This window comes from Nocardia sp. JMUB6875 (assembly GCF_041154655.1).
Classification (GTDB): Bacteria; Actinomycetota; Actinomycetes; order Mycobacteriales; family Mycobacteriaceae; genus Nocardia.
This window is the reverse complement of record NZ_BAAFGR010000030.1, coordinates 16262-41207: the sequence shown is the minus strand read 5'-3', so window position 1 is coordinate 41207 and position 24946 is coordinate 16262. Positions and strand designations below refer to the sequence as shown.

The window sequence follows — 24946 nt, the reverse complement described above, 5'->3', positions numbered from 1 at the left end:
GGCACCGCGAAGGGGCATTCGTCGGCTACAAGTTCGGGCAAGACGTTCCGTACAACCAAGACGCGGTGCGGGCTCGTATCGACTTGACCGCTCGCGGCACACTAGGTCCTGTCTCCTGATGGTGAATCGGTCGGCCCCGCAGGCGGGGTCGACCGTGCATCATGACCGCCGTGGCGACCGCGATCGGTGATCGATACCAGGTTCTGACCGACAAGCAGTGGGAACTGCTGGAGCTACTGCTGCCGAAATCCCAAGGCCACGTGGGCCGTAACTTCGCCAACAACCGCCTGATCGTGGAAGGAATGCTGTATCGGCTGCAGTCCAGCCTGCCGGGACGCGACCTGCCCGAACTTCGGGCCGTGGCAAACGGTCTGGAAACGCCACCGCCGCTACGCCGCCGACGGCACCTGGGACCGGTGCTGACCGCGCTGATCACTTTGGCCGACACCACCGGCGACCTAAGTCGGAAACCGCTGCTGACCAGTGGAATGCAGCGCATCGGCGGACTATTTCGTGGTGGGTTTACCGTCACCCCGTGCGCCTACGAGGCGCCCGAATCCTCGCGGCGCAAGGCTGATGCCAACCTCGTGAAACCCTACGCCTAGGGGAGATCTCTGATCGGGCGGCCGCCAGATTCCAACTTTGCTCACGTTTTGAGGGTCGCAGCGACTCCATCGCGACAACGTTGTCCACTGCTGGACACGTGTATCCCTCCGAGTCGATGTAGTGCACGGTCGCGATCGTGGACGCCTCCTTGCGCCCCAATTGGGCACTGGCCCGCAGCGGATCGTTCGTCTTGCCCCTCACGTGCCTCGCGGCGGTGTCCCGGAAGTTGCCGCACTGCACCCATTCCAGCGCCGTGCCCCGAACCACCTTCTGCAGCAGTTGATCCGCGGCGCCCGTCGGGGGTCCTCCACACCCGCCTCAGCAAAGCCGGCGCCACGACATCGGCAAAGCTGGAAAGGGCTCTCGTCGAACGAGATCGGCGACGCAATCTTCGATGACAATGCCCTCTATCGGGAGGACATGGCGCGGATAACTGGCCAAGCGGCATCGCGACTGAGGATCACAGTCGCGAGCAGTCAGATCAGATTCCTCGACAGCAGAAGCGCGTGGACCTTCGTCACGGATTCCTCTACGGACAAACGGTGGGTCTCGAGCCATAGATCAGGATCGTCGGGCACCTCGTACGGCGCGTCGACCCCCGTCAGCCCTGAGATCTCTCCTCTGGCCTGTTTGGCATAGAGCTCCTTGACATCGCGTGCCGAGCACACCGCGACGGGCGCGGCGACATGGATTTCCAAAAACGGGATCGCCGCGGCATGGTGGCGTTCGCGCACAGCCTGCCGGCTGTGCGCGTAGGGAGCGATGACCGGGACGATCGCCGTGATCCCGTTGCGTGCGAGCAACTGTGCGAGATCGACCGGACACGGACGGCTCGCGGAATGAAGAGCGCGAGCCCGACATCCGCTTCGTATGGCACGCCGCCCGAGCGCCGAGCCCGAGAAGGCCGGGCCGAGTTGAAGTTCAGCCACACTGCACGTGATATCGGCTCGGCGGTCAGGGCGCCTGCACGATGGTGAGCTTGCCGCGTTTGCGGAGGGTGAAGCCGAGGGTCTCGTAGAGGCTGATGGCGGTGGTGTTGTGGGCGACGGCGTGTAGGAACGGGGTTTCGCCGCGGGCGCGAATGCCCGCGCCGACGGAGCGGATGAGGCGGGTGGCGATGCCGCGGCCGCGGTATTCGGCGTCGGTGCAGACGGCGCTGATCTCGGTCCAGCCGGGTGGGTGCAGGCGTTCACCGGCCATGGCGATCAGCCGGCCGTCGATGCGCATGCCCAGGTAGGTGCCCAGTTCTATGGTGCGGGGTGCGTAGGGGCCGGGGTCGGTGCGGGCGATCAGGTCGAGGATTTCGGGCACGTCGGCCGCCGTGAGCACCTCGAGCTCCGGGTCATGGGCGACGCGCAGCGCGGTGCCGTCCATCTGGACCGAGCCGAATTCGGCGAGAACCGTCCAGCCGTCGGGCAATTCGTGGCCGGCGCCACGCAGTCCGGTGCTGCCACCCGGCCCGAGCAAGGTGGCCAGGTCCGCCCAATCCTGTTCGTCCAGCGCCGGTGGATGCCCGATGAACCTGGCCACTTCCGGGTCGTAGCGCCCCACCCGCCCCGACCAGGTAGCGAATCGCCGATGTTCGCCCCGCAGTGACGCCCGCACCGGGTCGTCCAGCGGGTGCAGCGAGGTTTCGATATCGATGGCAGATTCAACGGTCAACGCGCACTCCTCCGGATCAGGGTTCAGCCACAGCACATTAGCGACGCGAACGACCTCTGGAACCGGTTGCGCTCAGCCCGATTCCGATGTGCCGGTGTCACCGCGTTGACAAGTCCGGGGCATCGGACTACCGATCCGGGTACTCTCGGTCAGCAGTCGGCGCACGAATTTCCGTTCCGCATAAAGGAACTCGATCGTCGACGGGGGCCGCGGCGCACTTCCACGGCCTTTCGGGGAAAAGGAGTACCGCGTGACCATTGATGCCGGCGTGCACCGTTATCCGTTCGGCGATCCGGTTCGGCTCGATCAGCATCCGATGGCGGCGAAACTGCAACGGGAGGAACCGATCTCGCGGGTGCGGCTGCCGTTCGGCGGGGAGGCGTGGCTGGTCACCCGGTATGCCGAGGTGCGGTCGGTGCTCAGCGATCCGCGGTTCGGGCGGGCGGCAACTGTGGGGCGGGAGGATGTGCCGAGAGTCCGTGAAACACCGGCGCTGCCGAACGTGCTGACCAGCATGGATCCGCCGGAGCTCACGAGGGTCCGCAAATTGACAATGACCGCCTTCACCTCTCGCCGGGTGCAGGAATTGCGGCCACGCGCCGAGCAGATCGTCGACGAACTGCTGACGGCCATGGCGGATTCCGGTTCGCCCGCCGACCTGGTGACGGCGCTGGCATTGCCGGTTCCGGTCACGGTGATCTGCGAAATGCTCGGGGTGCCGGCGCGGGATCAGCATCGGTTCCGCGAATTCTCCGATGCGGTCATGTCGACCACCGCGGTGACCGCCGAGGAGCGGATGGCCGCCTATGCCGAGCTCACCACCTATCTCACCGAGCAGATCGCGGTGCGCCGCACCGATCCCACCGACGATCTGCTGGGCGCGTTGGTGGCGGCCCGCGACAACGAGGACCGCCTGACCGAGGACGAACTGATCACCCTCGGCATCACCCTGCTGGTCGCCGGTCACGAGACCACGGCGAACCAGATCTCCAATTTCACCTACACGCTGCTCACCACGCCGGGTGCGTGGGAACGCCTGCGCGCGGACCCGGAGCTCGTCCCGACCGCCGTGGAGGAACTGCTGCGCTTCATCCAGCTGGGCAATGGCGGCGCGTTTCCCCGCATCGCGAGCGAGGATGTCGAGATCGCGGGGACCCTCGTCCGCGCCGGCGAGGCCCTTTTCGTCGATCTCCAGGCCGCGAACCGCGACGAATCGGTGTTCGAGGACCCGCACGCCCTGACCCTGGACCGACATCACAACTCGCACTTGGCCTTCGGCCACGGCTTCCACCACTGCATCGGCGCCCAGCTCGCCCGCCTCGAACTCCAAGTCGCGCTCACCGCGCTGCTGCGCCGCTTCCCGAACCTGCGGCTGGCGGTCCCCGCCGACGAGGTCCCCTGGAAATCCGGCATGCTCCTGCGCGGCCCGAAGAGCCTCCCGGCGGCCTGGTGATCGCGCGGCCGTGACATTCACGGCCTGAGCTTTACCCTTTCCCGCCGAAGGCTGGGCCGAGACTTCGCGACCGGCCGACCGTTCTGTCCTCACCGAGCTGCCACAGGCGACCTGATGCTCTCCAGCCAACTCGGCAATATCCTCCGTGCCCGGCTGAGCTAGCGCCTGCTCGCGCGGCGGTAGGCGAGGGCGGCGGGGACCGCGAAGACGCACAGCGCGCCCAGCGACCAGGCGAGCGTCAGAGTCAGCGGCCGCGCCAGCGGGCCACCCTCGGACAGCGCGCGCATGGCGTCGATGGTGACCGAGATCGGCTGGTGCTGCACCACGGGCCGAATCCAGTCCGGATACGCGGTGGCCGGGACGAAGCCGGTGCTGAAGAACATCAGCAGCGAGGTCAGAATCGTCATGCTCTCCACCAGTGTCGCTTTGGGGGCGGAGGCGGCGAGGGCGGTGACCATGGTGGCGAAGCCGAGCCCGAGCAGCACCGGGATCAGCAGGAAGGCGAGGGCGGCGAACACACCCTGGTGGAAGCGGAAGCCCAGCAGGTAGCCGAAGGCGACGATGATCACCGTGCCGACCAGGATCCGGGTGCCCTCGGCCAGGACGCGGGATGCGGGACCCGAGGCGCGGTGGATCGGCAGCACCCAGAAGCGGGCCAGCAGACCGGCTTCGCGTTCCCGCCACAGCATCGCGCCGCTGGCGACCGCTCCCGACAGCGCACCGATTACCGCGACCATCGGCACCGAACCGTAGAGCGCGTTGTGGCCGGAGAAGCCGCTCACCTGGCTGCCGATCACGGTATTGAGCACGAACAACAGCAGGCACGGGATGATGAGGGTTTCCAGCAGCGTGACCGGGTGCCGCGTCCAGCGCAGCAGTAGGCGCTGAGTCTGAATCATGGTGTCGCGCACCAGGACCGTGGTCATGCGCGGCTCCTGGTATTCAACCGCCAGGCCAGCGGCACACAGAGGACGATGATCGCCGCGATCCAAATCAGCGAGGGCCCGACCAGCGCGAGCGTCACCCCGGCGGTACGCGCGCCGGTGTCGCCCGCGAGCGCTCGCAGCACGCCGACGAACTGGGAGACGGGCTGGTTGCGCACGAAAGGCTGTATCCAGTGCGGGAATTGGCCGACCGGGGCCAGCCCGCTCGAGAGCATGCCGAGAATCAAGGGCGGCAATCCCAGGATCTGGGTGATCGATTCGGGACTGCGCGACGCGGTGCCCACCACGTCGGCGGCGAGGGTGAACACGATCCCGATCAATAGCGAGAAGCCCAGGAAGCCGAGTGTGTGCGCCGCGTCGAGCCGGAACCGGAACCCGATGACGTGCCCGCAGACCACGGCCGCCGCCAGCGAGATGCACAGTCGCACAACCGACCCCGACATCCGCGCCGCGACCGGCACCAGCGCGCCGACCGGCATCGCGGTGAAGCGGCGATCCAGCCCGGCCGCCGCGTCGGTGGCCGCACGCAAGGCCGCGGAGATGGCGGTGAAGGCGCTCGCCTGCAGGATCACCAGCGGCATCATGAACTGCGCGTAGCTGCTGAATCCCGTTCCGGCGAAGGACATCACGCGATTCAGCGGGATGTAGAACCCCGCGGTGAACACCGCCGGGGCGATCACGCAGGTCAGCATCTCCCCCGAGCGTACGGCGGGCACGATGGTCCTGCGGCTGAGCACCCACCATTGGCGCAGGGCGGCCGGGTTGGGCCGTATCGGCTCGAAGCGAAGCGCGGCGGTCACGGACGCACCGCCTCGACGCGCGTCTCCAGCGCGTGCTTGCCGGGCGTCTCCGTCAGAGACAGGAACACCTCGTCCAGCGACGGCCGCCGCAGGGCGATATCGCTCAATTCGATTCCCGCACTGTCGAGCAGCCGCAGCACCGCCGCCACGGTCTTCGCGCCGCCGGGCGCGGCGATGGTGAGCCGGTCGGGTGTGGCCGGGTCCCGTTGCGGCTCCAGCAGTTCCAGGACCGCCTCCATGATCCCCAGTTCGCTCCGATGCAGCGGGATGATCTCGCAGTAGCTGGACCCCGTGCGCGCCTTGAGTTCGTCGGGGGTGCCCTCGGCGACCACCGTGCCGTGGTCGATCACCACGATCCGATCGCAGAGCGCGTCGGCTTCCTCCAGATATTGGGTGGTGAGCAAGGTCGTGATGCCCTCGTTCCGGAAGTCGCGGACCAGCTCCCAAATGCCTTGGCGGCTGCGCGGATCCAGCCCGGTGGTGGGCTCGTCGAGGAACACCACCCGCGGCCGCACGACCAGCCCGCACGCGATATCGATCCGCCGCCGCATCCCACCGGAGTAGGTCCCGGCCCGCCGCGACGCCGCCTCCGTGAGTTCGACGAGCTCGAGCAGTTCGTCCGCGCGGGCCCGGGCGGCGCGCTTGTTCAACCCTTGCAGCCGCCCGAACATCACCAGGTTCTCGTAGCCGGACAGCATGTCGTCGAGCGCCGCGAACTGTCCGGTCAGCATGATGGACCGCCGCACCTCCGCGGCCTCGCGCACCACATCGTGACCGGCCACCGTCGCCTTCCCCCGGTCGGGTGTGAGCAGGGTGGACAGCACATTGACCGTGGTCGTCTTGCCCGCCCCGTTGGGCCCGAGCAGACCCAGTATCTCCCCGGGCGCGGCCGCGAAATCTATGCCGCGCAAGGCGGATACGCCGCCGAACGATTTCTCGATGCCCTCGACGCTCACGCCGCTGGATGTCACGAACGCTCCTCTCCTGCCGTGGCGGGCGGTTTGGACAGGTGGCCGTCGAGTAGGCGCGCGATCTGCGCCAACGCTCCGGGTGTGGCCATCCGGCTGTGTTCGGCATCGATGTCGTGCACGGTGATCTCGCCGCCGACATACCTCTGCCAGGCGCTCGGATCCGCGATGCGCGAAACACCTTGCGTGGCACGGAAGAACAGGATGTCGCCGTCGAAGGCGGGCCGCCGGTACCCGTCCATGAGCCGGATCGCGGAGTTGTAGGACCGGGTGAGCCGCTCCAGCAGCTCCGCGGTCACCAGCGACTCGGATCCCAGTTGCGCGCCGATCAATTCGGCGGCCTGCGCGGCGGTGGCCTCGGCGGGAATGTCGGCCAGTCCGAACAGTTCGCCGAACTCGCCGAGCAACGCACCGACTTCGAGTTCACCTGTGACATCGGCACTTTCGCCGTCGAGCTGGGCGTGCGCACCATTGGAGGCGTCCGCGTCCAGCAAGGCGACCACCCCCACCTCGGCCCCGTCGGCCCGTAGTCGAGCCGCGACGGCGTGCGCGATGATCCCGCCGAAGGACCACCCGAGCAGGTGATACGGCCCGTCGGGCTGCACGCCGCGGATCTCGCGCGCGTACCGCTCGGCGAATCCGGCAATGGAGTCGATCGCCGCCTCCCCCGAAAGCTCGGGAGCCTGCAGCCCGTAGATCGGCCGCCCCGGCCGCAGCGTCTCGGCGAATCCGAGGAATGGCCAGGCGATTCCGGACGCCGGATGAATGCAGAACAGGGCCGGTTCGTCACCGGTGCGGCGGATCGGGAGCACCACGTCCAGGCCCAGCGCCGAGCTGCCGCCGGTCTCGGTACCGGCGGCGAGGGCGGCGACCGTCCGATGCTGGAACACCTGCGCGGGTGTCAGCGTGAGACCCCGGCTCCGCGCCCGCGCGACGAGTTGCAGGGCGATGATGCTGTCGCCGCCGAGCGCGAAGAACGAATCATCCACACCGACCCGGTCGCGGCCCAGCAGTTCGGCGAACAGCTCGGCCAGGATCTCTTCGGTGGCACTGCCGGGAGCCCGGTATTCGGTGGTGTCGTCGGTGAATACCGGATCCGGCAGCGCCTTACGGTCGAGCTTGCCGACCGGCGTCAGGGGAATCGCGTCGAGGACGACGAAGGCCGAGGGCACCATGACCGCGGGCAGGCGTTCGCTCAGGTAGGCCCGCAGCTCACCGACCGCGAGTGCCGAACCGCCGGTGGGCACCACATACGCGGCCAGCGCCGGCGTCCCGGCCGGACCGCGAACCCCCAGCGTCACAGCGAATTCCACGCCCGGCGCACCCGCCAGCACCGTGTCGATCTCCCCCAGTTCGATCCGCTGGCCACGAATCTTGACCTGGAAATCCGAACGCCCCTGATACTCCAGCCGCGGCTCGTCATCCGTGGTCCACCGAACCAGATCACCCGTGCGATACATCCGATCCCCAGGTCCGCCAAAGGGATTGGCAACGAACCGGGCCGAGGTCAATCCGAACCGATGGAAATACCCCCGCGCCAGCGCGGGCCCGGTCACATACAGCTCCCCGATCACCCCGGGCGGCACGGGCCGCAGCCAGGAGTCCAGCACCAGCAGTTCGAACCCCCGCACCGGACCACCCAGCGTGATCGGCCCGTCAGCGGTCAGCTCCGCGGATCGCGTTGCGACAATGGTGGATTCGGTCGGCCCGTACAGATTGACCAGCTGCCGCCCCGGCGCCCACTGCGCCACCAGCTCCGCGCCCACCGCCTCCCCACCCACCGCGAGCGTCCGCAACTCGGGCAGATCGTGCGGCCGCATGGTGGCCAGCACCGACGGCGTGACGAACGCGTGCGTCACATGCTGATCGCGCAGCAGGTCTTCCAGATCCGGCCCGCTGTACGCCTCCGGCGGTGCGACCACGAGTGTCGCCCCGGAGCCGAAGGCGTGCAGGACCTCCAGGATCGACGCGTCGAAGCTGGGCGAGGCCACGTGCAGCACCCGCGCGTCCCGGTCCAATCGCATCGTTTCCAGTTCCTCGGCAACGAAATTCGCCAGCCCGTGATGATCGAGCAGCACTGCCTTGGGCTTGCCGGTGGATCCGGAGGTGTAGATCAGATAGGCGATCTGGTCCAGCGTGATCGGCCCGCCCCGCTCCCGATCGGTCAGCGGCCCCTCGGACACGGTCATGGCGTGCCGCAGCGAGCCCAGATCGTCGAGAACCAGCCAGTCGACGGTATCGGGCAGATCGGCGCGGATATCGCGCACGGTAATCCCGATCGGCGCCCGGGAATCGGCCAGCACATGCTCGATGCGGTCGATCGGATGGCCCGGATCCACCGGCAGGAACGCCGCGCCGGTCTTGGCGACCGCCCACAATGCCACCAGCGATTCCAGCGACCGGGTCAGCGCCAGCACCACGAACACCTCGCGGCCCACACCGTGCCGCAGCAGCACCCGGGCGATGCGGTTGGACCAGGCATCGAGGTCGGCATAGGTCATGGTCTGGGACCCGGCCACGATCGCGGTCGAGTCCGGCCCGGAAACCGCTGCCGCGGCGAGAATTTCGTGCAGCGCACGCGGCACCCTGGAGTCCGCGCCACGCCGCGGGGCCAGCGCCCGCCGCTCCCGCACGGTGGCGGCGGGCAGCTGCGCGACGGCACGGCGCGGGTGCATGGCGATCTCGATGAGCAGCTCCACGAACCGCTCGAGCAACGCCCCGGCCGCGCCGGCATCCACCTGACCGCTCCAGTAATTGAGCGTGACCCGCAACGCGGTCCGCCCGTCACCGTCCGGCCGTGGAGTGACCTTGAGGCTCAACGGATATGGCGCGGTCTCGGTATCGGCGATATCGCGCAGCCGCAGCCCTGCCCGCTCCAGCACCCCGTTCAACCCATCCCGGTCGATCGGCACCGATTCGTAGACGGTCATGGTGTCGAACAGTTCGGGCACGCCCACGGCACGGTGGATTTCGGCCAGCCCGAGGTGTTGATGCTCGAGCAGCCGGGCTTGTTCGGAGCCCACGCGAGTGAGGAGCTCGCCGATGGATTCGCCGGGATCGAGGGTGATGCGGACCGGCACCGTATTGATGAACAGGCCGATCATCTCCTCGACCCCGGCGAGCTGTGGAGGCCGCCCGGACACGGTCGCGCCGAACACCACATCGGTGCGACCGGTCAGGGTCGACAACAGTAGCGACCAGGCCACCTGCAGGGCGGTATTCACGGTGACCCCGGCGGCGCCGACGGTCCGGTTCAGCTCGGCGCTCATCGCGGCGGGCAGCTCCACCGACACCGTGCCGGAAACCGGTGCCGCCGAATCGACCGCCGGGAACGCCAGCGTCGGCACGTCGACACCATGCAACGTCTCGGTCCAGGCCGTGATCGCCGCATCGTCACGGTCGGCGAGCCAGGCCAGGAACCGCGCGTAAGACTGTGTCGGCCGCATGCCCTCGGGATCCGTTGGGCCGGTGAGATATCCGGTGAGCAGCTGCTGAATCAGCACCGGCATCGACCAGCCATCCAGAATCAGATGATGGCTGGTGATGAGCAGCGTCCAGTCCTCCGCCGCGGTCCGGATGAGAGTCAGCCGCAGCAGCGGCGGGCGAGTCAGGTCGAATCGAGTGCGCGCATCCTCCTCGACCAGCCGCGCGAGCTCCTGCTCACGATCGCCCCCGAACTCGGTCAGATCGATTTCCCGCCAGCCGATTTCGCCGTCGTCCAGCACGACCTGACGCGGCCCGTCTTCGGATTCCACGAAGGCCACCCGCAAGATGTCGTGCCGCTCCACCAAACCCTTTGCGGCCGAACGCAGCCGCGCAGTGTCGAGAGCGCCCGTCAACTCGGTGCGGGTCTGCAGCAAATAGCGATCCTCGGCGTCGGGATCGAATCGGCTGTGGAAGTACATGCCCTGCTGTAGCGGCGACAGCGGCCACACATCGACCAGTCGCGGATACTCCAGCCTCCAACGCTCGGAATCGGTTTCGGCGACCAGGCTGAACGGCTCCACCGGAACCACCGACGATTCCGCCGCCGTGGTCGCGGCGACGGCCGCCAGCCCGGCAACAGTCTTGTGCTCGAACACCTCCCGCGCGGAGAACTCCAGCCCGACCCCGCGCGCCTGGGAGACGAGTCGCAAGGCGATGATGCTGTCACCGCCCAGCGCGAAGAACGAATCGTCCACGCCGACCCGATCGCGCCCCAGCAGCTCGGCGAACAGCCCGGCCAGAACCAGCTCCGCGGGATTGCCGGGTGCCCGGTATTCCGCTGCGTCATCGTCGAATACAGGTTCGGGCAGCGCCCGCCGATCCAACTTGCCGACCGGCGTCAAGGGAATGGCATCCACGACAACGTAAGCGGCCGGAACCATCACGGCGGGCAATCGCTCGCTCAGGTAGGCGCGCAACTCACCCACGGTTGGCGTCGCCCCGGCGGCGGGTACCACGTAGGCCGCCAACGCCGGTGCCCCCGACGGTCCGCGCACCCCGAGCGTCACTGCGTACTCGACGCCGGGCGCATCGACGAGCGCCGCATCGATCTCCCCCAGCTCGATCCGCTGCCCGCGAATCTTCACCTGGAAGTCCGACCGCCCCTGGTACTCGATCCGCGGTTCGGCCTCCTCGGTCCACCGCACCAGGTCGCCGGTGCGATACATGCGCTCGCCGGGCTCGCCGAAGGGATTGGCCACGAACCGTTCCGCGCTACGCGCGAATCGCCCCGTATACCCCCGCGCCAGTGCGGGACCGGCGAGATACAGCTCCCCGGTGACCCCCGGCGGCACCGGCCGCAACCACGTATCGAGCACCATGGCCGCCAGCCCGCGAATCGGCCGCCCCAGCGTCACCGGTTCCGCCGCACGCAGTTCGGCGGGCCCGGTCGCCCAGATGGTGGTCTCGGTGGGGCCGTAGAGATTGACCATGCGCCGCCCGGCGGACCACTGCGCCACCAGATCCGCGCTCACCGCCTCACCCGCCACCGCGAGGAACCGCAACTCCGGCAGATCTCGCGGCGTCATGGTGGCCACCACCGACGGCGTGATGATCGCGTGCGTAACCCGCTGCGAGCGCAGCAATTCCGCCAGCTGATCACCGCTGTACACATCCGCCGGCGCGACCACCGCCGTGGCCCCGCGTGCGAAGGCCAGCACCTGCTCGGAGACGAACGAATCGAAACTGGGCGAGGCAACCTGCAACACTCGGGCCCGCCTGTCCATGTCGAAGGAATCCTGCTGATAGGCAACCAGATCCGCGATCCCGCGATGGGAGATGAGCACCCCCTTCGGCATCCCCGTCGACCCGGAGGTGTAGATCATCCACGCCGCGTTCTCCAGCCGTGGACGCCGCAGCTCGACCCGATCGGGAACGGTCGCTTCGGGATCGTCGAATGCCAGCCACTCCACCTGCCCCGGCAGCACGGACCGGCGGGCCATATCGGTCAGCCCCAGCGTCGCACCGGAGTCCCCGAGCATGAGCTCGATCCGCTCGGCAGGCTGGTCCGGATCGATCGGCAGGAACGCGGCCCCGGCCGCCGCCACCGCCCAGACCCCGATGATCAGCTCCGGCGACCGCGGGACAGCCAGCGCCACAATGGTTTCCGGCCCGGCTCCCGCGGCCGCTAACCGACGTGCGATCCGCTCGGACTCCGCCCGCAATTCGCGATAGGACATCGTTCGCGTCCCGGACACGATCGCCGTCGCGTCCGGATCCAAAGCCGCACCCGCCGTGAATATCTCGTGCAAGGTGCGCGGCGACGCCGAGTCCGCCCCACGCAGCGGTGCCAGCACCAACCGTTCCGATTGGGTGACCGGCGCCAGCTGCGCGACCCGGCGCTCCGGATCCATCGCGATATCGGTGAGCACCCGCACAAACCGCTCCAGCAGCATCCCGGCCCGCTCGGCATCCAGCCGCGAAGTCCAGTAATTGATCGCGATCCGCATCCGGTCACGACCCTCGCCAGGCTCCGGAACGACCTTCAGGCTCAACGGATACGGCGCGGTCTCCAGATCGGAGACCTCCAGCACCCGCATCCCCGCCCGGTCCAGCGCCGCGTTCAACCCGTCCCGATCGATGGGCACCGATTCGTAGACGGTAATGGTGTCGAACAGCTCCGGCAGCCCCGTGGCCCGATGGATCTCGGCCAGCCCGATGTGCTGGTGGTCGAGCATGCGCACCTGCTCCGCGCTCATCCGCCCGAGCACATCGGTCACCCGGTCACGAGGATCGAGAGCGACCCGCACGGGCAGCGTATTGATGAACAGCCCGATCATCTCCTCGACCCCCGCCAGCTGCGGGGGCCGCCCGGACACGGTCGCGCCGAACACCACATCGGTCCGGCCCGTCACGGTCGCCAGCAGCAGGGACCAGGCCAATTGCAGGGCGGTGTTCACCGTCGCACCCGACGCGCGCGTCACCGTCTCCAGCCGCGCGGCGATCTCGTCGGACAGCCCGACAGACACGGTCCCCGCCCCGATCGGCCCCGGATCGGCCGGTGCGGGCAGCGCCAGCGTGGCCGCGTCCAGGCCCCGCAGAAGCTCTGTCCAGGCCTCGATTCCGACCCCGTCGTCGCTTGCCAGCCAGGACAGGAACCCCGCATAGGAGGGTGCAGACGGTCGGAGTTCCTCGAAATCCGTTACCCCACTGATGTATCCGGCGAGTAGCTCCTTGATCAGCAGCGGCATGGACCAGCCGTCGAGGATGAGGTGGTGGCTGGTGATGAGCAGCGTCGACGTGTCGGCCGTCGTCCGAATGAGCGTCAACCGCAGCAGCGGCGGACGGGCCAGATCGAAACGGGTCCGCGCATCCGCCTCGGCGACCCGCCGCACCTCCTCGTCCCGCGCTCGATCATCCTGAATGCCACCGAGATCCACTTCCCGCCAGGCCACCTCCGCGTGTGCGAGCACCAGTTGCCGCGGCCCGTCCGGCGAATCCCGGAACGCGACCCGCAGGCTGTCGTGCCGATCGAGCACCGCCTGCGCGGCGGCCCGCAATCGCCCGGCATCGATCGACCCGCCCAGCGCGGCCCGGGTCTGAATCAAGTAGCGATCGACGTCGGCGGGGTCGAACTGGGTGTGGAAGTACATGCCCTGCTGCAGCGGCGAGAGCGGCCACACGTCGATCAGTCCGGGCTGCTCGTCCCGCCAGCGTCGCAGGTCGGCGTCCGCCACGGTGACGAGGCTGAAGGGTTCGACGGGTTCAGCGGGTGACTGCGGTTCAGCAGTGGTCGCGACGGCGGCCAATCCCGCAACGCTCTTGTGGTCGAACACCTCCCGAGCGCTGAACACCAGCCCCACGGCCCGAGCCCGCGAAACCAGTTGCAGGGCAATGATGCTGTCCCCACCCAACGCGAAGAACGAGTCATCTACTCCGACGCGATCGCGCCCCAGCAGATCGGCGAACAACGCGGCCAGCGTCGCCTGCACCGGGCTGCTCGGTGCCCGGTATTCGGTCGTGTCATCGGCGAATACCGGTGCCGGCAATGCTTTCCGGTCCAGCTTGCCCACCGGCGTCAACGGAATAGCATCCATCAACACCAGCGCCGAGGGCACCATGAACGCGGGCAGCCGCTGGGCCAGATAGGCCCGAAGCTCCCCCACATCGACCACCGACCCCGCCGCATCGGGCACCACATAGGCCGCGAGCGCGGAAGTCCCGGCCGGACCGTTCACGCCCAGCGTCACAGCGAATTCCACGCCCGGAGCCCCCGCCAGGGCAGCATCGATCTCCCCCAGCTCGATCCGCTGACCACGAATCTTCACCTGGAAATCCGACCGCCCCTGATAAACCAGTCGCGGCTCGTCTTCTGCGGTCCACCGCACCAGATCACCGGTGCGATACATCCGCTCCCCCGGTCCCCCAAAGGGATTCGCGACGAACCGGGAAGCACTCAGCCCGAACCTCCGTAAATACCCACGACCCAACCCCGGCCCCGCGAGGTACAGCTCACCGGTAACCCCCGGCGGCACCGGCTGCAGCCAACTGTCGAGCACCAGCACCGAAAACCCCCGCACCGGCCCACCCAGCGTGACCGGAAGATCCGCCCCCAACTCGGCCGATCGCGTTGCGACAATGGTGGTTTCGGTCGGCCCGTACAGATTAACCAGCCGCCGCCCCAGCGCCCACTGCGCCACCAGCTCTGCCCCCACCGCCTAACCAAGAACCGCCAGCGTCCGCAATTCGGGCAGATCATCCGGCTTCAATGTGGCCAGCACCGACGGCGTGATCAACGCGTGCGTCACCCGCCGCTCCCGCAACAGCTCCTCGAGCGCCGCACCGCTGTACCCGTCCGGCGGCGCGATCACCAGGCTGCCGCCGCACCCGAACGCGAACAGCGCCTCCAGAATCGACGCATCGAAGCTCGGCGAAGCCGCATGCAGCACCCGCGCGTGCCGGTCCAGCCGCATGGTTTCCCCATGCTCGACAACGAAATTCGCCAGCCCGCGGTGATCGAGCATCGCGGCCTTGGGTTTCCCGGTAGACCCGGACGTATAGATCAGATACGCGAGCTGCTCCGCCCGGATCGCCCCGCCCCGCTCGGCATCGGACACCGCGGTCGCCGGCTCGGACACCGCCCGCCGAATTGTGTCGGGATCATCCAGCATCAGCCAGTCGACCAGGCCGGGCAGCCCAGCCCCTATCTCACGCAAGGTGATCCCCAGCGCCGCACGCGAATCCGACAGCACATGCTCGATGCGATCGATCGGATGCCCCGGATCCACCGGCAGGAACGCCGCGCCCGTCTTGGCGACCGCCCACAACGCCACCACCGACTCGATCGACCGCGGCAGCGCCAGCACCACGAACTGCTCACGCCCGATACCCCTGCGCAACAGCACCCGCGCCAGCCGATTCGACCAGGCATCCAGCTCGCCGTAGGTAAGCGTTTGATCACCCTCGATCAGTGCGATCGCTTCGGGGTCCAAAGCCGCACCTGCCGCGAGGATTTCGGGCAGGGTACGCGGGATCGCTGACGCCGCACCCCGCACCGGCACCAGCGCCGCGCGCTCGGCCGCCGAAATGACCGGTATCCGCGACAGCGCAACCTCGGTGCCCGCCTCCAGGAATCGATGCAGATAGTCGACGAACCGCCGATGGTGCTCGGCCAACTCCTCCGCCCCGTACAGCGTCGGATTCCCCTGCAGATCCAGATGCGTGCTCTCCCCACCCACGCCCGGATACACATTGACGAACAGATCGTCGATCAGCCCCGAAATTAGCACATGAAGCCGCCCGACCACCGGCCCGAGATGAATCCGGTTGTCGAACATCATGAGATTCACCGTCGGCCCGAACGAGGTCGCGATATCCATGGTGTGGCCCAGATCCCGGAAAATATCCTCCTGCCGATACCGCTGCCGCCGCAGCGCGCCGGTCAATTCGCGCTGGGTGGCCCCGAGCAGTTCGCCGACGGTCATCCGCGGATCCCGAACCAGCCGCAGGGGCACCACATTCGCGACCATCCCGCCGGACCTGCGCAATGCCGCGGTGGTCCGACCCGAAACCGGCAGCCCCAGCGTCACTTCCGGCCCGTCGGTCATGGCCCCCAGATACGCCGCGAAGGCGGCGACCACAATCGGCGCGATACTCCCCGATTCGGCCGCTGCCATTCGCTCCAGCAATTTCGCCGTGGCGGGCGGCAATTCATCCGATACGAGCGTCGGTTGCGCCGCCACGCCGCCGCTGCGCCCGGCCAGGGTCACCGGCTCGGACATTCCCGCGAGATGGTCGTGCCAATACTCGCGGTCGGCTCGCATTCGGCTCGAATCCCGATAGGCGAGATCATCGCCCACGACATCCCGCAGTGCGGCAGCACGCGCGGGCGGCACTTCCCGTCCGGCGAGCAGCGCGTCATGGATCTCACTGGTCCGCTGCATCATGGTCATCGCGCCCGCACCGTCGATAACGATGTGGTGCATTCGGGAATACAGGAACCAGGATTCGGTATCCAACCGCAGCAGTGCCACCCGGACCAGCCGATCCGCATACAGATCCACCGGTGTCGCGTATTCGGATCGCATCCAGGCCAGCGCGGCTTCCGCCGGATCGGCTTCCCCGCGCAGATCCACGACCTCGACTTCGATATCGAGCTCCGGATCAACCATCTGCCCCGGCACACCGCCGTTTTCGATCAGTCGCAGCCCACCCGTCCCGAATTCCCGCCCGGCCCGGCGCACGGCCCGAGCCAAAATGTTTATGTCGACTTCCCCACTGAATTCGACATACTGCGCAATGGAAATCGGGACGGTGCCCGCGACCTGCTGGGCGAACCAGATGCCGCGCTGTGCGGCGGACAATTCGAATACTTCGGAGGCCGGGCCGGTATCCCCCACGGCGGCTTGGAGCATGGTTGTCCTGTCTGCGAAGGTGAGAGTCGGTTGTCGGTGCGGGAGAGGTCAGCTCGCGCGCCGCCCACCCAACTCGGCCGTCGTCAGCGCGGCCCCGGAGGTGCTCAGGTACTCCCGCAGGGTCTCCCGGTCATCCAGCACCAGCCACCGGACCGAGTCGCTCAACCCCTCCCGCCGCGCGTGCACGGTCACACCCACCGTGGTCGCGGGCAGGAACACTCCCGCCTCGACCCGCACCGACCCGCAACCGACCTTCGCCAGGGCATGCCGCACCGCGACGGTCTCGAATTCCGGCACCGCCGCCATCCCTACCAGGCACCCCGGCCCCGCTCCCCGCCGCAGCAGCATGCGCGCCAGCCGATTCGACCAGCGATCCAGCTCGGCATAGCTCAACTCGAACCGCCCATCGGAGGCGACAATCCCATCCGGATACGACGGCACCGCCACCACTCCATCGGTCAGCGCGCCCGTACCCGTCCGCCCGGACAACATCGCAGTCGAAGACATTCCGATCAATCCTCCCGAGTCATTGAACGCACACGATTACGCACGCCATCGGGCGATAATCGCTAAAGAGCACAGACACCCAGCGTCAGGTCCAACCTGGGATTTTGCGGCGGACCAGGTCTGTGGGTGGGACCATCGCCGCGAAATGTAATGCCGCTGAATTCAATTCGAAGGGCTTACCCACCCCACCGTAACCGCGCTCAAACCTCTCGGTCTGATCCCGTTCGGTGCACACACCAGCCAGTGCAACCACTCGACAAGGCCCACCACCATCCGACTGCCCGATCCGATTCTTTGGGTTTTCGGTGATTCCGCCATGCGATTCGAGTTGCTGTCATCGACAGAGTCGAAAACCATTCTTGCCACCCCCTTTTCATTCTCGACTCTTTTCCCGCCGCGGAGACACGCTCCGGCCGAGCCGCCGACGCCCCGTTCCTGCCTGGTCGCTCTCAGCCGGACTGGGTAGGGTGCCGCCCGTGGATACAGCGGAGTTCGTTCAGCGGGGCAGCACGATCGTGGATCGGCTGTCGACCACACAGGCCGCGCCGCCGTGGCAGCTGGTGGTGGGGACCGGTGTGGTGGCGCTGGTGCTGGTGGTGTTCCACCCGACCTGGCGGGTGCTGCGCAATGTGGTGACCATCGCGCACGAGGGCGGCCACGCGTTCACCGCCTTGCTGACCGGCCGCCGCCTCAACAGCATCCGATTGCATTCGGACACTTCGGGTCTCACCGTATCGAGCGGTAAGCCCTACGGCCTGGGCATGATCCTGACCATGGCCGCGGGTTATCCCGCGCCCGCTCTGCTCGGCCTGGGCTACGCGGCATTGCTGGGCGCGCACCGCATCACCCTCATGCTGTGGCTGACCATCGCCCTGTTGCTGGTCCTGTTGATCAAGGTCCGCAACTTCTACGGCCTGCTCCCCCTGCTGGTGACCGGCGGCATCATCTTCGCGGTGTCCTGGTTCGGCACCGACACCCTCCAGGCCGCCCTGGCCTACTCGGCCGCCTGGTTCCTGCTGCTCGCGGCCGTACGCCCGGTGATCGAACTGCAGCGCAACCGCCGCCACGAACCCAATTCCGACGCCGATCAACTGGCCCGCCTGACCCGCATTCCGGGCCTGCTCTGGGTGCTGGCCTTCGGCGCGATCGCCCTCTGCTCGCTGGCCCTCGGCACCCGCCTGCTGCTCGCCGATGTGACCGGTGTCTGCGTGCCGCCCCTCACACACAGTACGTGCGCCGCGTCAACCGATCGGTGAGCATTCTCCCAGCCAATATCGCCAATGCGATCCACCTCAGGGTGAGAGTGGTCCCGTGGCAAGGATTCTGGTGAATGGCGACTAACATTCCTCTTGCACCGTCCGGGTGATCACGAACACCGGATTTGCCCGGATCTTGGCCCGTCTCGCGCGATGATCGTTCCGATCGACGCCGAGCCGGGCGTTCGATCGTTGCGGCAAGGAGGGATTCGGGGATGGAAAGACCGGCGTGGGCTCCGGAGGGCGTGGACATGAACCGGGCCAGCCCCGCGCGGATGTATGACGCGCTGCTGGGTGGTTCGCACAATTTCGAGGTCGACCGGCAGGCCGCCGAACAGGCCAAGAAGCTGGTGCCGGACCTACCGCGGCTGGCGCTGAGCAATCGCGCGTTCCTGCGCCGGGCGGTCCGATTCCTGGTGGATTCGGGTGTGCGGCAGTTCCTCGACATCGGCTCGGGCGTGCCGACCGTGGGCAATGTGCACGAGGTCGCCCAGGCCATCGATCCCGAGTGCCGGGTCCTCTACGCCGATATCGACCCGGTGGCCGTCGCCCATGCCCGGGCGATCCTGCACGGCAATGACCGCGCCGCCGCCATCGAGGCCGATCTGCGCGAACCCGAGGCCCTCTTGGAACAGGCCCGCGCGACCGGCATCATCGATTTCAACCAACCGGTCGGTGTACTGCTCATCGCGGTCCTGCACCTCGCGAGCGACGCCGACGCACCCGTCGACAAGGTCAACACCCTCTACGACGCCGTGCCCGCCGGCAGCTATGTGGCCATTTCCCACCTGACGTCGGCCACTCGCCCCGACGACGCCGCCAAGCTGCAGAACAACTCGACCAATGTCAGCCGGGTCGGCCTGCACTTCCGCGGCCGCGAGGAGATCACCGCCCTGTTCGGCAAGTGGGAGCCGATCGAACCCGGTGTGGTGGAATTGCCGTTGTGGCGGCCGGAATCCGACCGCGACCAGCACGAGGAGCCGGGCCGTTCGCTGGGTCTGGCGGGTGTGGGCCGCAAGGCCTGAATCGCACGGATCAGGGGAAGGGGGTCGGTGGTGGCAGGCGAGCTGGCGGTTCGATGGGCCGCCATGCTGGACGGCGCGGTCGCGCCCACCCTGACCCGCGCCCAGGTCGAGGACCTGCTCGACACCTTCGGCGCGCGCCTGATCGCGGCGGTGCGCGGCACGGCGGACATGTCGGTGGCCCGCGACGCCGCCGCGGCCCTGGTCGCCGCCAACTACCGCGATCCGCTGGCCGTGCACCGCTCGGTGCTGGTGCTGTGCAAGGACCTGGTCACCGCCGTGTGCCCCGACGCCGACTGCCCCGACTACTGGCCGGTCCGCGAGCGCGCCATCGAACTGGCCGCCGAATTCGCGGCCGAGTTCACCGCCGGACTGCGCAACGCCGCACTGGCCGAACAGGAGACGACGCTTTCCGCCGCGCTCACCGCCGCCCGCGAGGCCGAAGCGCGCAGACATCTGTCCGAGGCCAGATTCCAGGCCATCTTCGAGGGCGCGTCGGTGGGCATCGGCACCGTCGACATCACCACCGGACGGGTGGTCGACGTCAACAACGCCATGGCCGAAACCCTGGGCGTCCCCGCCGCGGACATGCCCGGCCGTTCGGTGGCGGACATCCTGGGCCCGGCCAATATCGGTGAGGCGTTCACGCTGTTCCAGCGCCTGCTGTCCGGTGAGATCGACCGCTTCCGCTTCGAGACCGAGCACACCAAACCCGATGGCGCGCGCACCATCATCGACCTGTCCATGACCATCGTGCGCGACAGCGAGGGCAAGCCGCGCTTCCTGATCGGCGTCACCGTCGATGTCACCGACCGCAAGCAGCTGGCCGATCAGCTCTGGTACGACGCGCATCACGACTCGCTGACCGGACTGCCCAACCGGCTGCTGTTCTTCGACCGGCTGGCCGCGGCCACCGGCCAGGTCGGCGTCTGCTATCTGGACCTGGACGGGTTCAAGGAGATCAACGACCGCCGCGGCCACACCGCCGGCGACCGGGTGCTCTGCGATGTGGCCCAGCGGCTGCGCATGGCGCTGCCGCCGAACGGGGTCTGCGCGCGCCTCGGCGGCGACGAGTTCATCGTGCTGGTCGAAAACTGCTCGGGCCAGGCGGAATTGGATACCGTCGCGGACAAACTGCTGGCCGCGCTGGACGATCCGTTCGATGTGGCCGGGCTGCTGGTGCGGGTCGGCACCAGCATCGGCACCGCATTGGTCGACACCGACGCCACCGCCATCGACGAGCTCATGCACGCGGTGGACACCGCCATGTACCGGAACAAGGCGCTGCGCCACCGCGGCAGCGGTTCGGTGCCGCGCTAGCCGCCCGCTAGATCACGAACGGCACCAGGGCCTTTCGCTCGGGCGGGTAGTCGGTGAACTTCTCCCGGTACCAGCCGTGGGTGGCGAACGCCCGCGGGACCAGATTGCCGAAGGTGATCAGGAAGATGACCACGCCGGGCAGTGCCCAGGTCAGGATGGCGAATCCGGCCCAAGCGACCAACTCGCCCAGATACGTGGGGCTGGTGACGAATCGAAATCCCAGACCGTACGGAATCTTGTATTCGGTTGCGCCCGGGTTGTTCTTGTCGCGCAGATTCCGCACGATCGCCTCCGAGCTGACCAGGAGAGCGAAACCGCTGAGGTAGACGATCAATCCGAGGATGAAGCGCGGATCGGTCAGCCAGCCGGTGCCGTACTGCCCGAGATAGTCGTGACTGAACAGCGCCCCGTTCAGGTACCCGTGCAGCGAGGTGACCAGCATGCCCATGCCGAGCACCGAAACGTTGAAACTGCTGGTCTTACCGGGCACTTGGCGGATGTTGAGGGGGAAGAACCAGCCCCGATTGCCGTAGTGCAGAATCCAGATGGCCGCCAGCACCAGGGAAGTCGGCTCGAAGCGGTTCGGACCGGTCAGGTACGCGACCGCGAAGACCACGGTGGCCGGGATCTCCATCAGCCACCAGCCCAGCTTCGGATTGAGGTTGAGTCCGAGTTTGGTGGTGGCGAAGCGACCGTACGGGCTCTGCCCGAAGAGGCCGCCGATGAGAACGAATGCGGCGAACGCGAAGGCGATCGTGAGCACGGTGTCGTAGACGGTATTGCCGGTATACCAGTTCATTCGTGGTCCTTCGGGGTAAAAACTAGAACAGGTTCTACCACAGTGCGCGTGCCGACCGGTACCCATGGTCGGGCACCGGGGAGGACCGGCGGGTAGGTTGGCGGGAACCCGGAGGGAGGCAAGGTGGGTTCGCAGGGATGGGATGCGCTGCTCGAATGGATGCCGTTTTTTCTCGAGGAGGACGAGGACGCCGACGAATCCGGCCTCGGATGGAACCCGCGTTTCGTCCAGGTCCGTGACGAACTCACCGGCCGCCGAGCGCATTTCGCGCAGCAGGGCACCGAGATCGAGGTGATCGTGGCCGTCCCCGACGACGCCGCCGACGCCGAGCGACTACTGAGCACGCTGCGCGAGCAGCCTGACGGCACCTGGGATCCGGTGCCGCTGCCCTCGGAATCCGATGCCACCGCACCGGATCCGCAATGGCGGGCCATGCAGCGGGTGCATCAGCAGCCGCGGCTGGCGCGCGAGTGGAGCACCGGATGGCAGCGCGGCGAGGCGCTCGACCAACGCCGCGGCGTCGCCGAATCGGTGGTGACCGTGCTGCGCGACGGCCTCGATATGGACGGCGAGCGGCTGCGCTTCGCGACCTGGAGCATGGACGCGCCCGGCACCGGCAGCTACGGCCTGCCCGCCGACCGGCCCAGCGAGCGCGACGCGCCCGTGGTGTGTTCGGACTGGGACGATTTCGAGGCCCGGCTGGGCTGGGCGCTGACCACGCTGCCGTGGGACGGGGTCATCAATCTGAGCACCCCGCATCCCGGGCCGGATCCGTGCTTCGTCCAATTCCTGCACGGCAGGCAGCTGTTCAATGAGGCCAGCGGCTGGGATGTGGCCGGGCTGGGCGGTGAATTCGACCGGCGCATGCGGGATCTGGGATGGAGCTTCGCACCGCACAGCGTGCCCGGCGGGGCGGCCTTGATCTGGGAGGGGCCGCTGGCGAAGGCCGGGTTCAACCCGAGTCTGCGAGGCGCGCCGCGGCGGACGGTGAAGACGTTCACCGAGGTGTTCTGTGTCGGGCATCCGCAGGATCTGGTGTTCCGCGCCTTCCGCAATGGGCGGCGGAAGGATCCCGAATTGCGCTATCTGGACATCGAACTCGGGATTCCTCGCGACGTGCGGTGACTACAAGCGCCGCAGGTGGATCGGCAGTCCGTCGGCCGGAGTCGGGCCGGTTCCGGCGACGAGGGTCACCTCGTAGTCGTCCGGCACGCTCCAGCGGTAGTTCAGCAGCATCCGGTGCATGGTGGCCTTGACGGTCATGCCGCCGAAGTACCGCCCGATGCACTTGTGCGCGCCACCGCCGAAGGGCGGCCAGGCGTAGCGGTGCGACTTGTCCTCGGCGCGGGCGGGATCGAAGCGTTCCGGATCGAAGACGTCGGGATCGTGCCAGTACTCCGAATTGCGCATCATGGCGTACGGCCCGGCCATGAGCAGCGTGCCCTTGGGGATGTAGTAGCCCGCGATATCGGTGTCCTCCAGCGCTTCTCGCACCATCTGGCCGACCGGGGCATACATGCGCAGGGTCTCGCGGAAGGCCATCTCCAGGCCGGGCAGCCGGTCCAGATCGCCGTAGTCGAGGGTGGGCTTGCCCAGCGCCTCGGATTCCTTGCGCAGGCGTTCCTGCCATTCCGGATGCCGGGCCAGTTCGTAGGCGAGCATGGAGATGGCCAGGGTGCTGGTGTCGTGGGCGGCCATCATCACGAAGATCATGTGGTCGACGATGTCGGCGTCGGTGAAGGATTCGCCATCCTCGGTCTCGGCGTGGCAGAGCACGCTGAACAGATCCTCGCCGTCGCCGGCGCGCTTGGCGGGCAGCTCGCGGCGGAGGTAGTCCTCGAGCACGCGGCGGCCGCGCAGGCCCCGATGCCAGACGCCGCCGGGCATATTCGTGCGGACCATGGCCGCGCCGCCGTGCACGGCGGCCTCGAAGGCGCGGGAGAGCCGGGTGGCCTCGGGGCCGAGTTCCGCGCCCGCGAAGACCACCGTGGCCTGCTCCAGCAGCATGCGCTTGACGTGGTCGTAGAGCAGGAAATCGGGGCCGGGTCGCCAGGAGTCGATGGCGCGCACGATGCGCGGGGTGGTGAGATTCAGGTAGCCGATCAGCCGCGGCCGGGTGAAGGCCTGCTGCAGGATGCGGCGGTGGTAGCTGTGATCGTCGAAGTCGCGCAACAGGATTCCGCCGCGGAAGAACGGGCCGATCAGGAATTCCCAGCCCTGCTGCGCGGAGAGCACGCGTTTGCGATCGAGCAGCAGTTCCTCGAAGGCCGCCGGGCTGCCGATGCCGACGACCCGGCGGCCGAACATGCCCATCCACTGCACCGGACCGTAGCGCTGCATCCGATCGCGGCTGAAGCTGAGCGGATTGGCCAGGGTGCTCACCATGTGGCCGACGCCCGGCGGGCCGTAATCGCCCATCACCGCTTTGAGCCCGCTGCCGGGCGGCGGCGTCGCCAGCGGCCGCGGCAGGGCGGGGTAGCGCTCCAGCACCGCCGCGGCGCGACACTGAATTCGATGGTTCACCACGGCTTTTCGCACAGCCATGCACCCACGGTAGCGGAAACGGAGATATCCGTAAACGGTCGTTTCCCGACTTCTGTGCGAAGCTGTGTGGGTGACGCGTGCATTCACCGGAACCTATCGCGGCACCAGCACCGACGAGCGCCGCGAGCAGCGACGGCGGCGGTTGCTGGACGCGGCGGTCGAGATCGTCGGGACGCAGGGACTGGCGCTGCTCACCGTGCGCGGGGTGTGCGAGCAGGCCAAGGTCGGGCCGCGCTTCTTCTACGAATCCTTCACGGACCTGGACGCTTTGGCGATCGCGGTGCTGGACGAGGTGCAGGGCGAGGCGCTGGAGCGGGCGCGCACGGCCATGACCGAGACGCCGGGCGGGTCCGAGGAGAAGCTGCGGGCCGGGGTGGCCGCGCTCATCATCGCCGTCACCGATGATCCGCGGCGGGCGAATATCGCCTTCGCGCAGGCGCACGGCAGCGCGGCGCTCATGCGCCGCCGCTTCGAGGGCATGCGTCAAGTGGCCCAGCTGCTCATCGAGCAGACGCGGGTGCTGCTCGATCGGCCGGAGGGCGATGACACGGCGCTGACGGCGGTGGCGCAGTTGATCACCGGCGGGGCGGCGGAGCTGATCCTGGTGTGGCTGGACGGCGGGCTGAAGGTCGACCGGCCGGTGCTCATCGCCATTGTCGCGGATTATGTTGTGGCCATGATGGATCGACTACCCGGCATCACCGAGCAGCTGGCTTGAGCGGGACTGC

At 67.9% G+C, this 24946-nt stretch carries 16 protein-coding genes and 1 pseudogene; 7 read left to right on the top strand and 10 right to left on the bottom strand.

What is annotated here, in order from left to right; translation table 11 throughout:
* The first annotated feature begins 170 nt into the window (after positions 1-170).
* A complete protein-coding gene (locus ACAM49_RS10540; protein ID WP_369635276.1) occupies positions 171-605 on the top strand; it encodes a transposase in 435 nt (144 codons plus the stop codon).
* Between the two features lie 477 nt (positions 606-1082).
* Here the strand turns inward: ACAM49_RS10540 and ACAM49_RS10535 are convergent, their stop codons facing one another.
* On the bottom strand, positions 1083-1535 hold the full coding sequence (locus ACAM49_RS10535; RefSeq protein WP_369635275.1) for an adenylyl-sulfate kinase: 453 nt from the start codon (positions 1533-1535) through the stop codon (positions 1083-1085).
* A 25-nt stretch (positions 1536-1560) separates the two neighbouring features.
* Entirely contained in the window at positions 1561-2268 is a 708-nt protein-coding gene (locus tag ACAM49_RS10530) for a GNAT family N-acetyltransferase (protein ID WP_369635274.1), read from the bottom strand.
* 250 nt (positions 2269-2518) lie between these two features.
* Here ACAM49_RS10530 and ACAM49_RS10525 point away from each other — a divergent pair, with 250 nt between their 5' ends.
* A complete protein-coding gene (locus ACAM49_RS10525; protein ID WP_369635273.1) occupies positions 2519-3721 on the top strand; it encodes a cytochrome P450 in 1203 nt (400 codons plus the stop codon).
* 158 nt (positions 3722-3879) lie between these two features.
* Here ACAM49_RS10525 and ACAM49_RS10520 read toward each other — a convergent pair whose 3' ends face one another.
* The 6 genes and pseudogenes from ACAM49_RS10520 to ACAM49_RS10495 all read right to left on the bottom strand — a co-directional run bounded on the left by ACAM49_RS10520 (position 3880) and on the right by ACAM49_RS10495 (position 17277).
* Positions 3880-4647: an ABC transporter permease gene (locus ACAM49_RS10520; protein ID WP_369635272.1), complete on the bottom strand. Its 768-nt coding sequence runs from the start codon at positions 4645-4647 to the stop codon at positions 3880-3882.
* Positions 4644-5465 carry an ABC transporter permease gene (locus ACAM49_RS10515; protein WP_369635271.1) on the bottom strand — a complete coding sequence of 274 codons (822 nt, stop codon included), beginning with the start codon at positions 5463-5465 and terminating at the stop codon, positions 4644-4646. Before ACAM49_RS10515 ends, ACAM49_RS10520 begins: the two co-directional genes overlap by 4 nt.
* A complete protein-coding gene (locus ACAM49_RS10510; RefSeq protein ID WP_369635270.1) occupies positions 5462-6436 on the bottom strand; it encodes an ATP-binding cassette domain-containing protein in 975 nt (324 codons plus the stop codon). The genes ACAM49_RS10515 and ACAM49_RS10510 overlap by 4 nt, the downstream gene beginning before the upstream one ends.
* Positions 6433-13692 (bottom strand): amino acid adenylation domain-containing protein, encoded by a 7260-nt coding sequence (locus ACAM49_RS10505; RefSeq protein ID WP_369635289.1) that lies wholly within the window; start codon positions 13690-13692, stop codon positions 6433-6435. Before ACAM49_RS10505 ends, ACAM49_RS10510 begins: the two co-directional genes overlap by 4 nt.
* Positions 13669-16770: pseudogene (locus ACAM49_RS10500) on the bottom strand (amino acid adenylation domain-containing protein); the annotation flags it as partial. The gene ACAM49_RS10505 and the pseudogene ACAM49_RS10500, both read right to left, overlap by 24 nt.
* A 48-nt stretch (positions 16771-16818) precedes the next feature.
* Positions 16819-17277, bottom strand: coding sequence for an AMP-binding protein (locus ACAM49_RS10495; protein ID WP_369635269.1), 459 nt, complete (start codon positions 17275-17277; stop codon positions 16819-16821).
* 476 nt (positions 17278-17753) lie between these two features.
* Between ACAM49_RS10495 and ACAM49_RS10490 the strand changes: the two genes are divergently transcribed.
* The 3 genes from ACAM49_RS10490 (at position 17754) to ACAM49_RS10480 (ending at position 20875) form a co-directional block, all read left to right on the top strand.
* Positions 17754-18533, top strand: a complete 780-nt coding sequence (locus ACAM49_RS10490) for a M50 family metallopeptidase (protein ID WP_369635268.1) — start codon at positions 17754-17756, stop codon at positions 18531-18533.
* Between the two features lie 215 nt (positions 18534-18748).
* Positions 18749-19558: an SAM-dependent methyltransferase gene (locus tag ACAM49_RS10485; RefSeq protein WP_369635267.1), complete on the top strand. Its 810-nt coding sequence runs from the start codon at positions 18749-18751 to the stop codon at positions 19556-19558.
* 30 nt (positions 19559-19588) lie between these two features.
* On the top strand, positions 19589-20875 hold the full coding sequence (locus ACAM49_RS10480; RefSeq protein ID WP_369635266.1) for a diguanylate cyclase: 1287 nt from the start codon (positions 19589-19591) through the stop codon (positions 20873-20875).
* Between the two features lie 7 nt (positions 20876-20882).
* Here the strand turns inward: ACAM49_RS10480 and ACAM49_RS10475 are convergent, their stop codons facing one another.
* Entirely contained in the window at positions 20883-21674 is a 792-nt protein-coding gene (locus ACAM49_RS10475) for a 3-oxo-5-alpha-steroid 4-dehydrogenase (protein ID WP_369635265.1), read from the bottom strand.
* Between the two features lie 123 nt (positions 21675-21797).
* Between ACAM49_RS10475 and ACAM49_RS10470 the strand changes: the two genes are divergently transcribed.
* Positions 21798-22799 carry a hypothetical protein gene (locus ACAM49_RS10470; protein WP_369635264.1) on the top strand — a complete coding sequence of 334 codons (1002 nt, stop codon included), beginning with the start codon at positions 21798-21800 and terminating at the stop codon, positions 22797-22799.
* Here the strand turns inward: ACAM49_RS10470 and ACAM49_RS10465 are convergent, their stop codons facing one another.
* On the bottom strand, positions 22800-24218 hold the full coding sequence (locus tag ACAM49_RS10465) for a cytochrome P450 (protein ID WP_369635263.1): 1419 nt from the start codon (positions 24216-24218) through the stop codon (positions 22800-22802).
* Between the two features lie 70 nt (positions 24219-24288).
* Between ACAM49_RS10465 and ACAM49_RS10460 the strand changes: the two genes are divergently transcribed.
* Entirely contained in the window at positions 24289-24936 is a 648-nt protein-coding gene (locus ACAM49_RS10460; RefSeq protein ID WP_369635262.1) for a TetR/AcrR family transcriptional regulator, read from the top strand.
* Positions 24937-24946 lie beyond the last annotated feature (10 nt).

Coding starts and splice junctions, on each gene's coding strand:
- ACAM49_RS10520 (WP_369635272.1), bottom strand. CDS start 4,647: ATGACCACGGTCCTGGTGCGCGACACCATGATTCAGACTCAGCGCCTA.
- ACAM49_RS10475 (WP_369635265.1), bottom strand. CDS start 21,674: ATGAACTGGTATACCGGCAATACCGTCTACGACACCGTGCTCACGATC.
- ACAM49_RS10495 (WP_369635269.1), bottom strand. CDS start 17,277: ATGTCTTCGACTGCGATGTTGTCCGGGCGGACGGGTACGGGCGCGCTG.
- ACAM49_RS10485 (WP_369635267.1), top strand. CDS start 18,749: ATGGAAAGACCGGCGTGGGCTCCGGAGGGCGTGGACATGAACCGGGCC.
- ACAM49_RS10465 (WP_369635263.1), bottom strand. CDS start 24,218: ATGGCTGTGCGAAAAGCCGTGGTGAACCATCGAATTCAGTGTCGCGCC.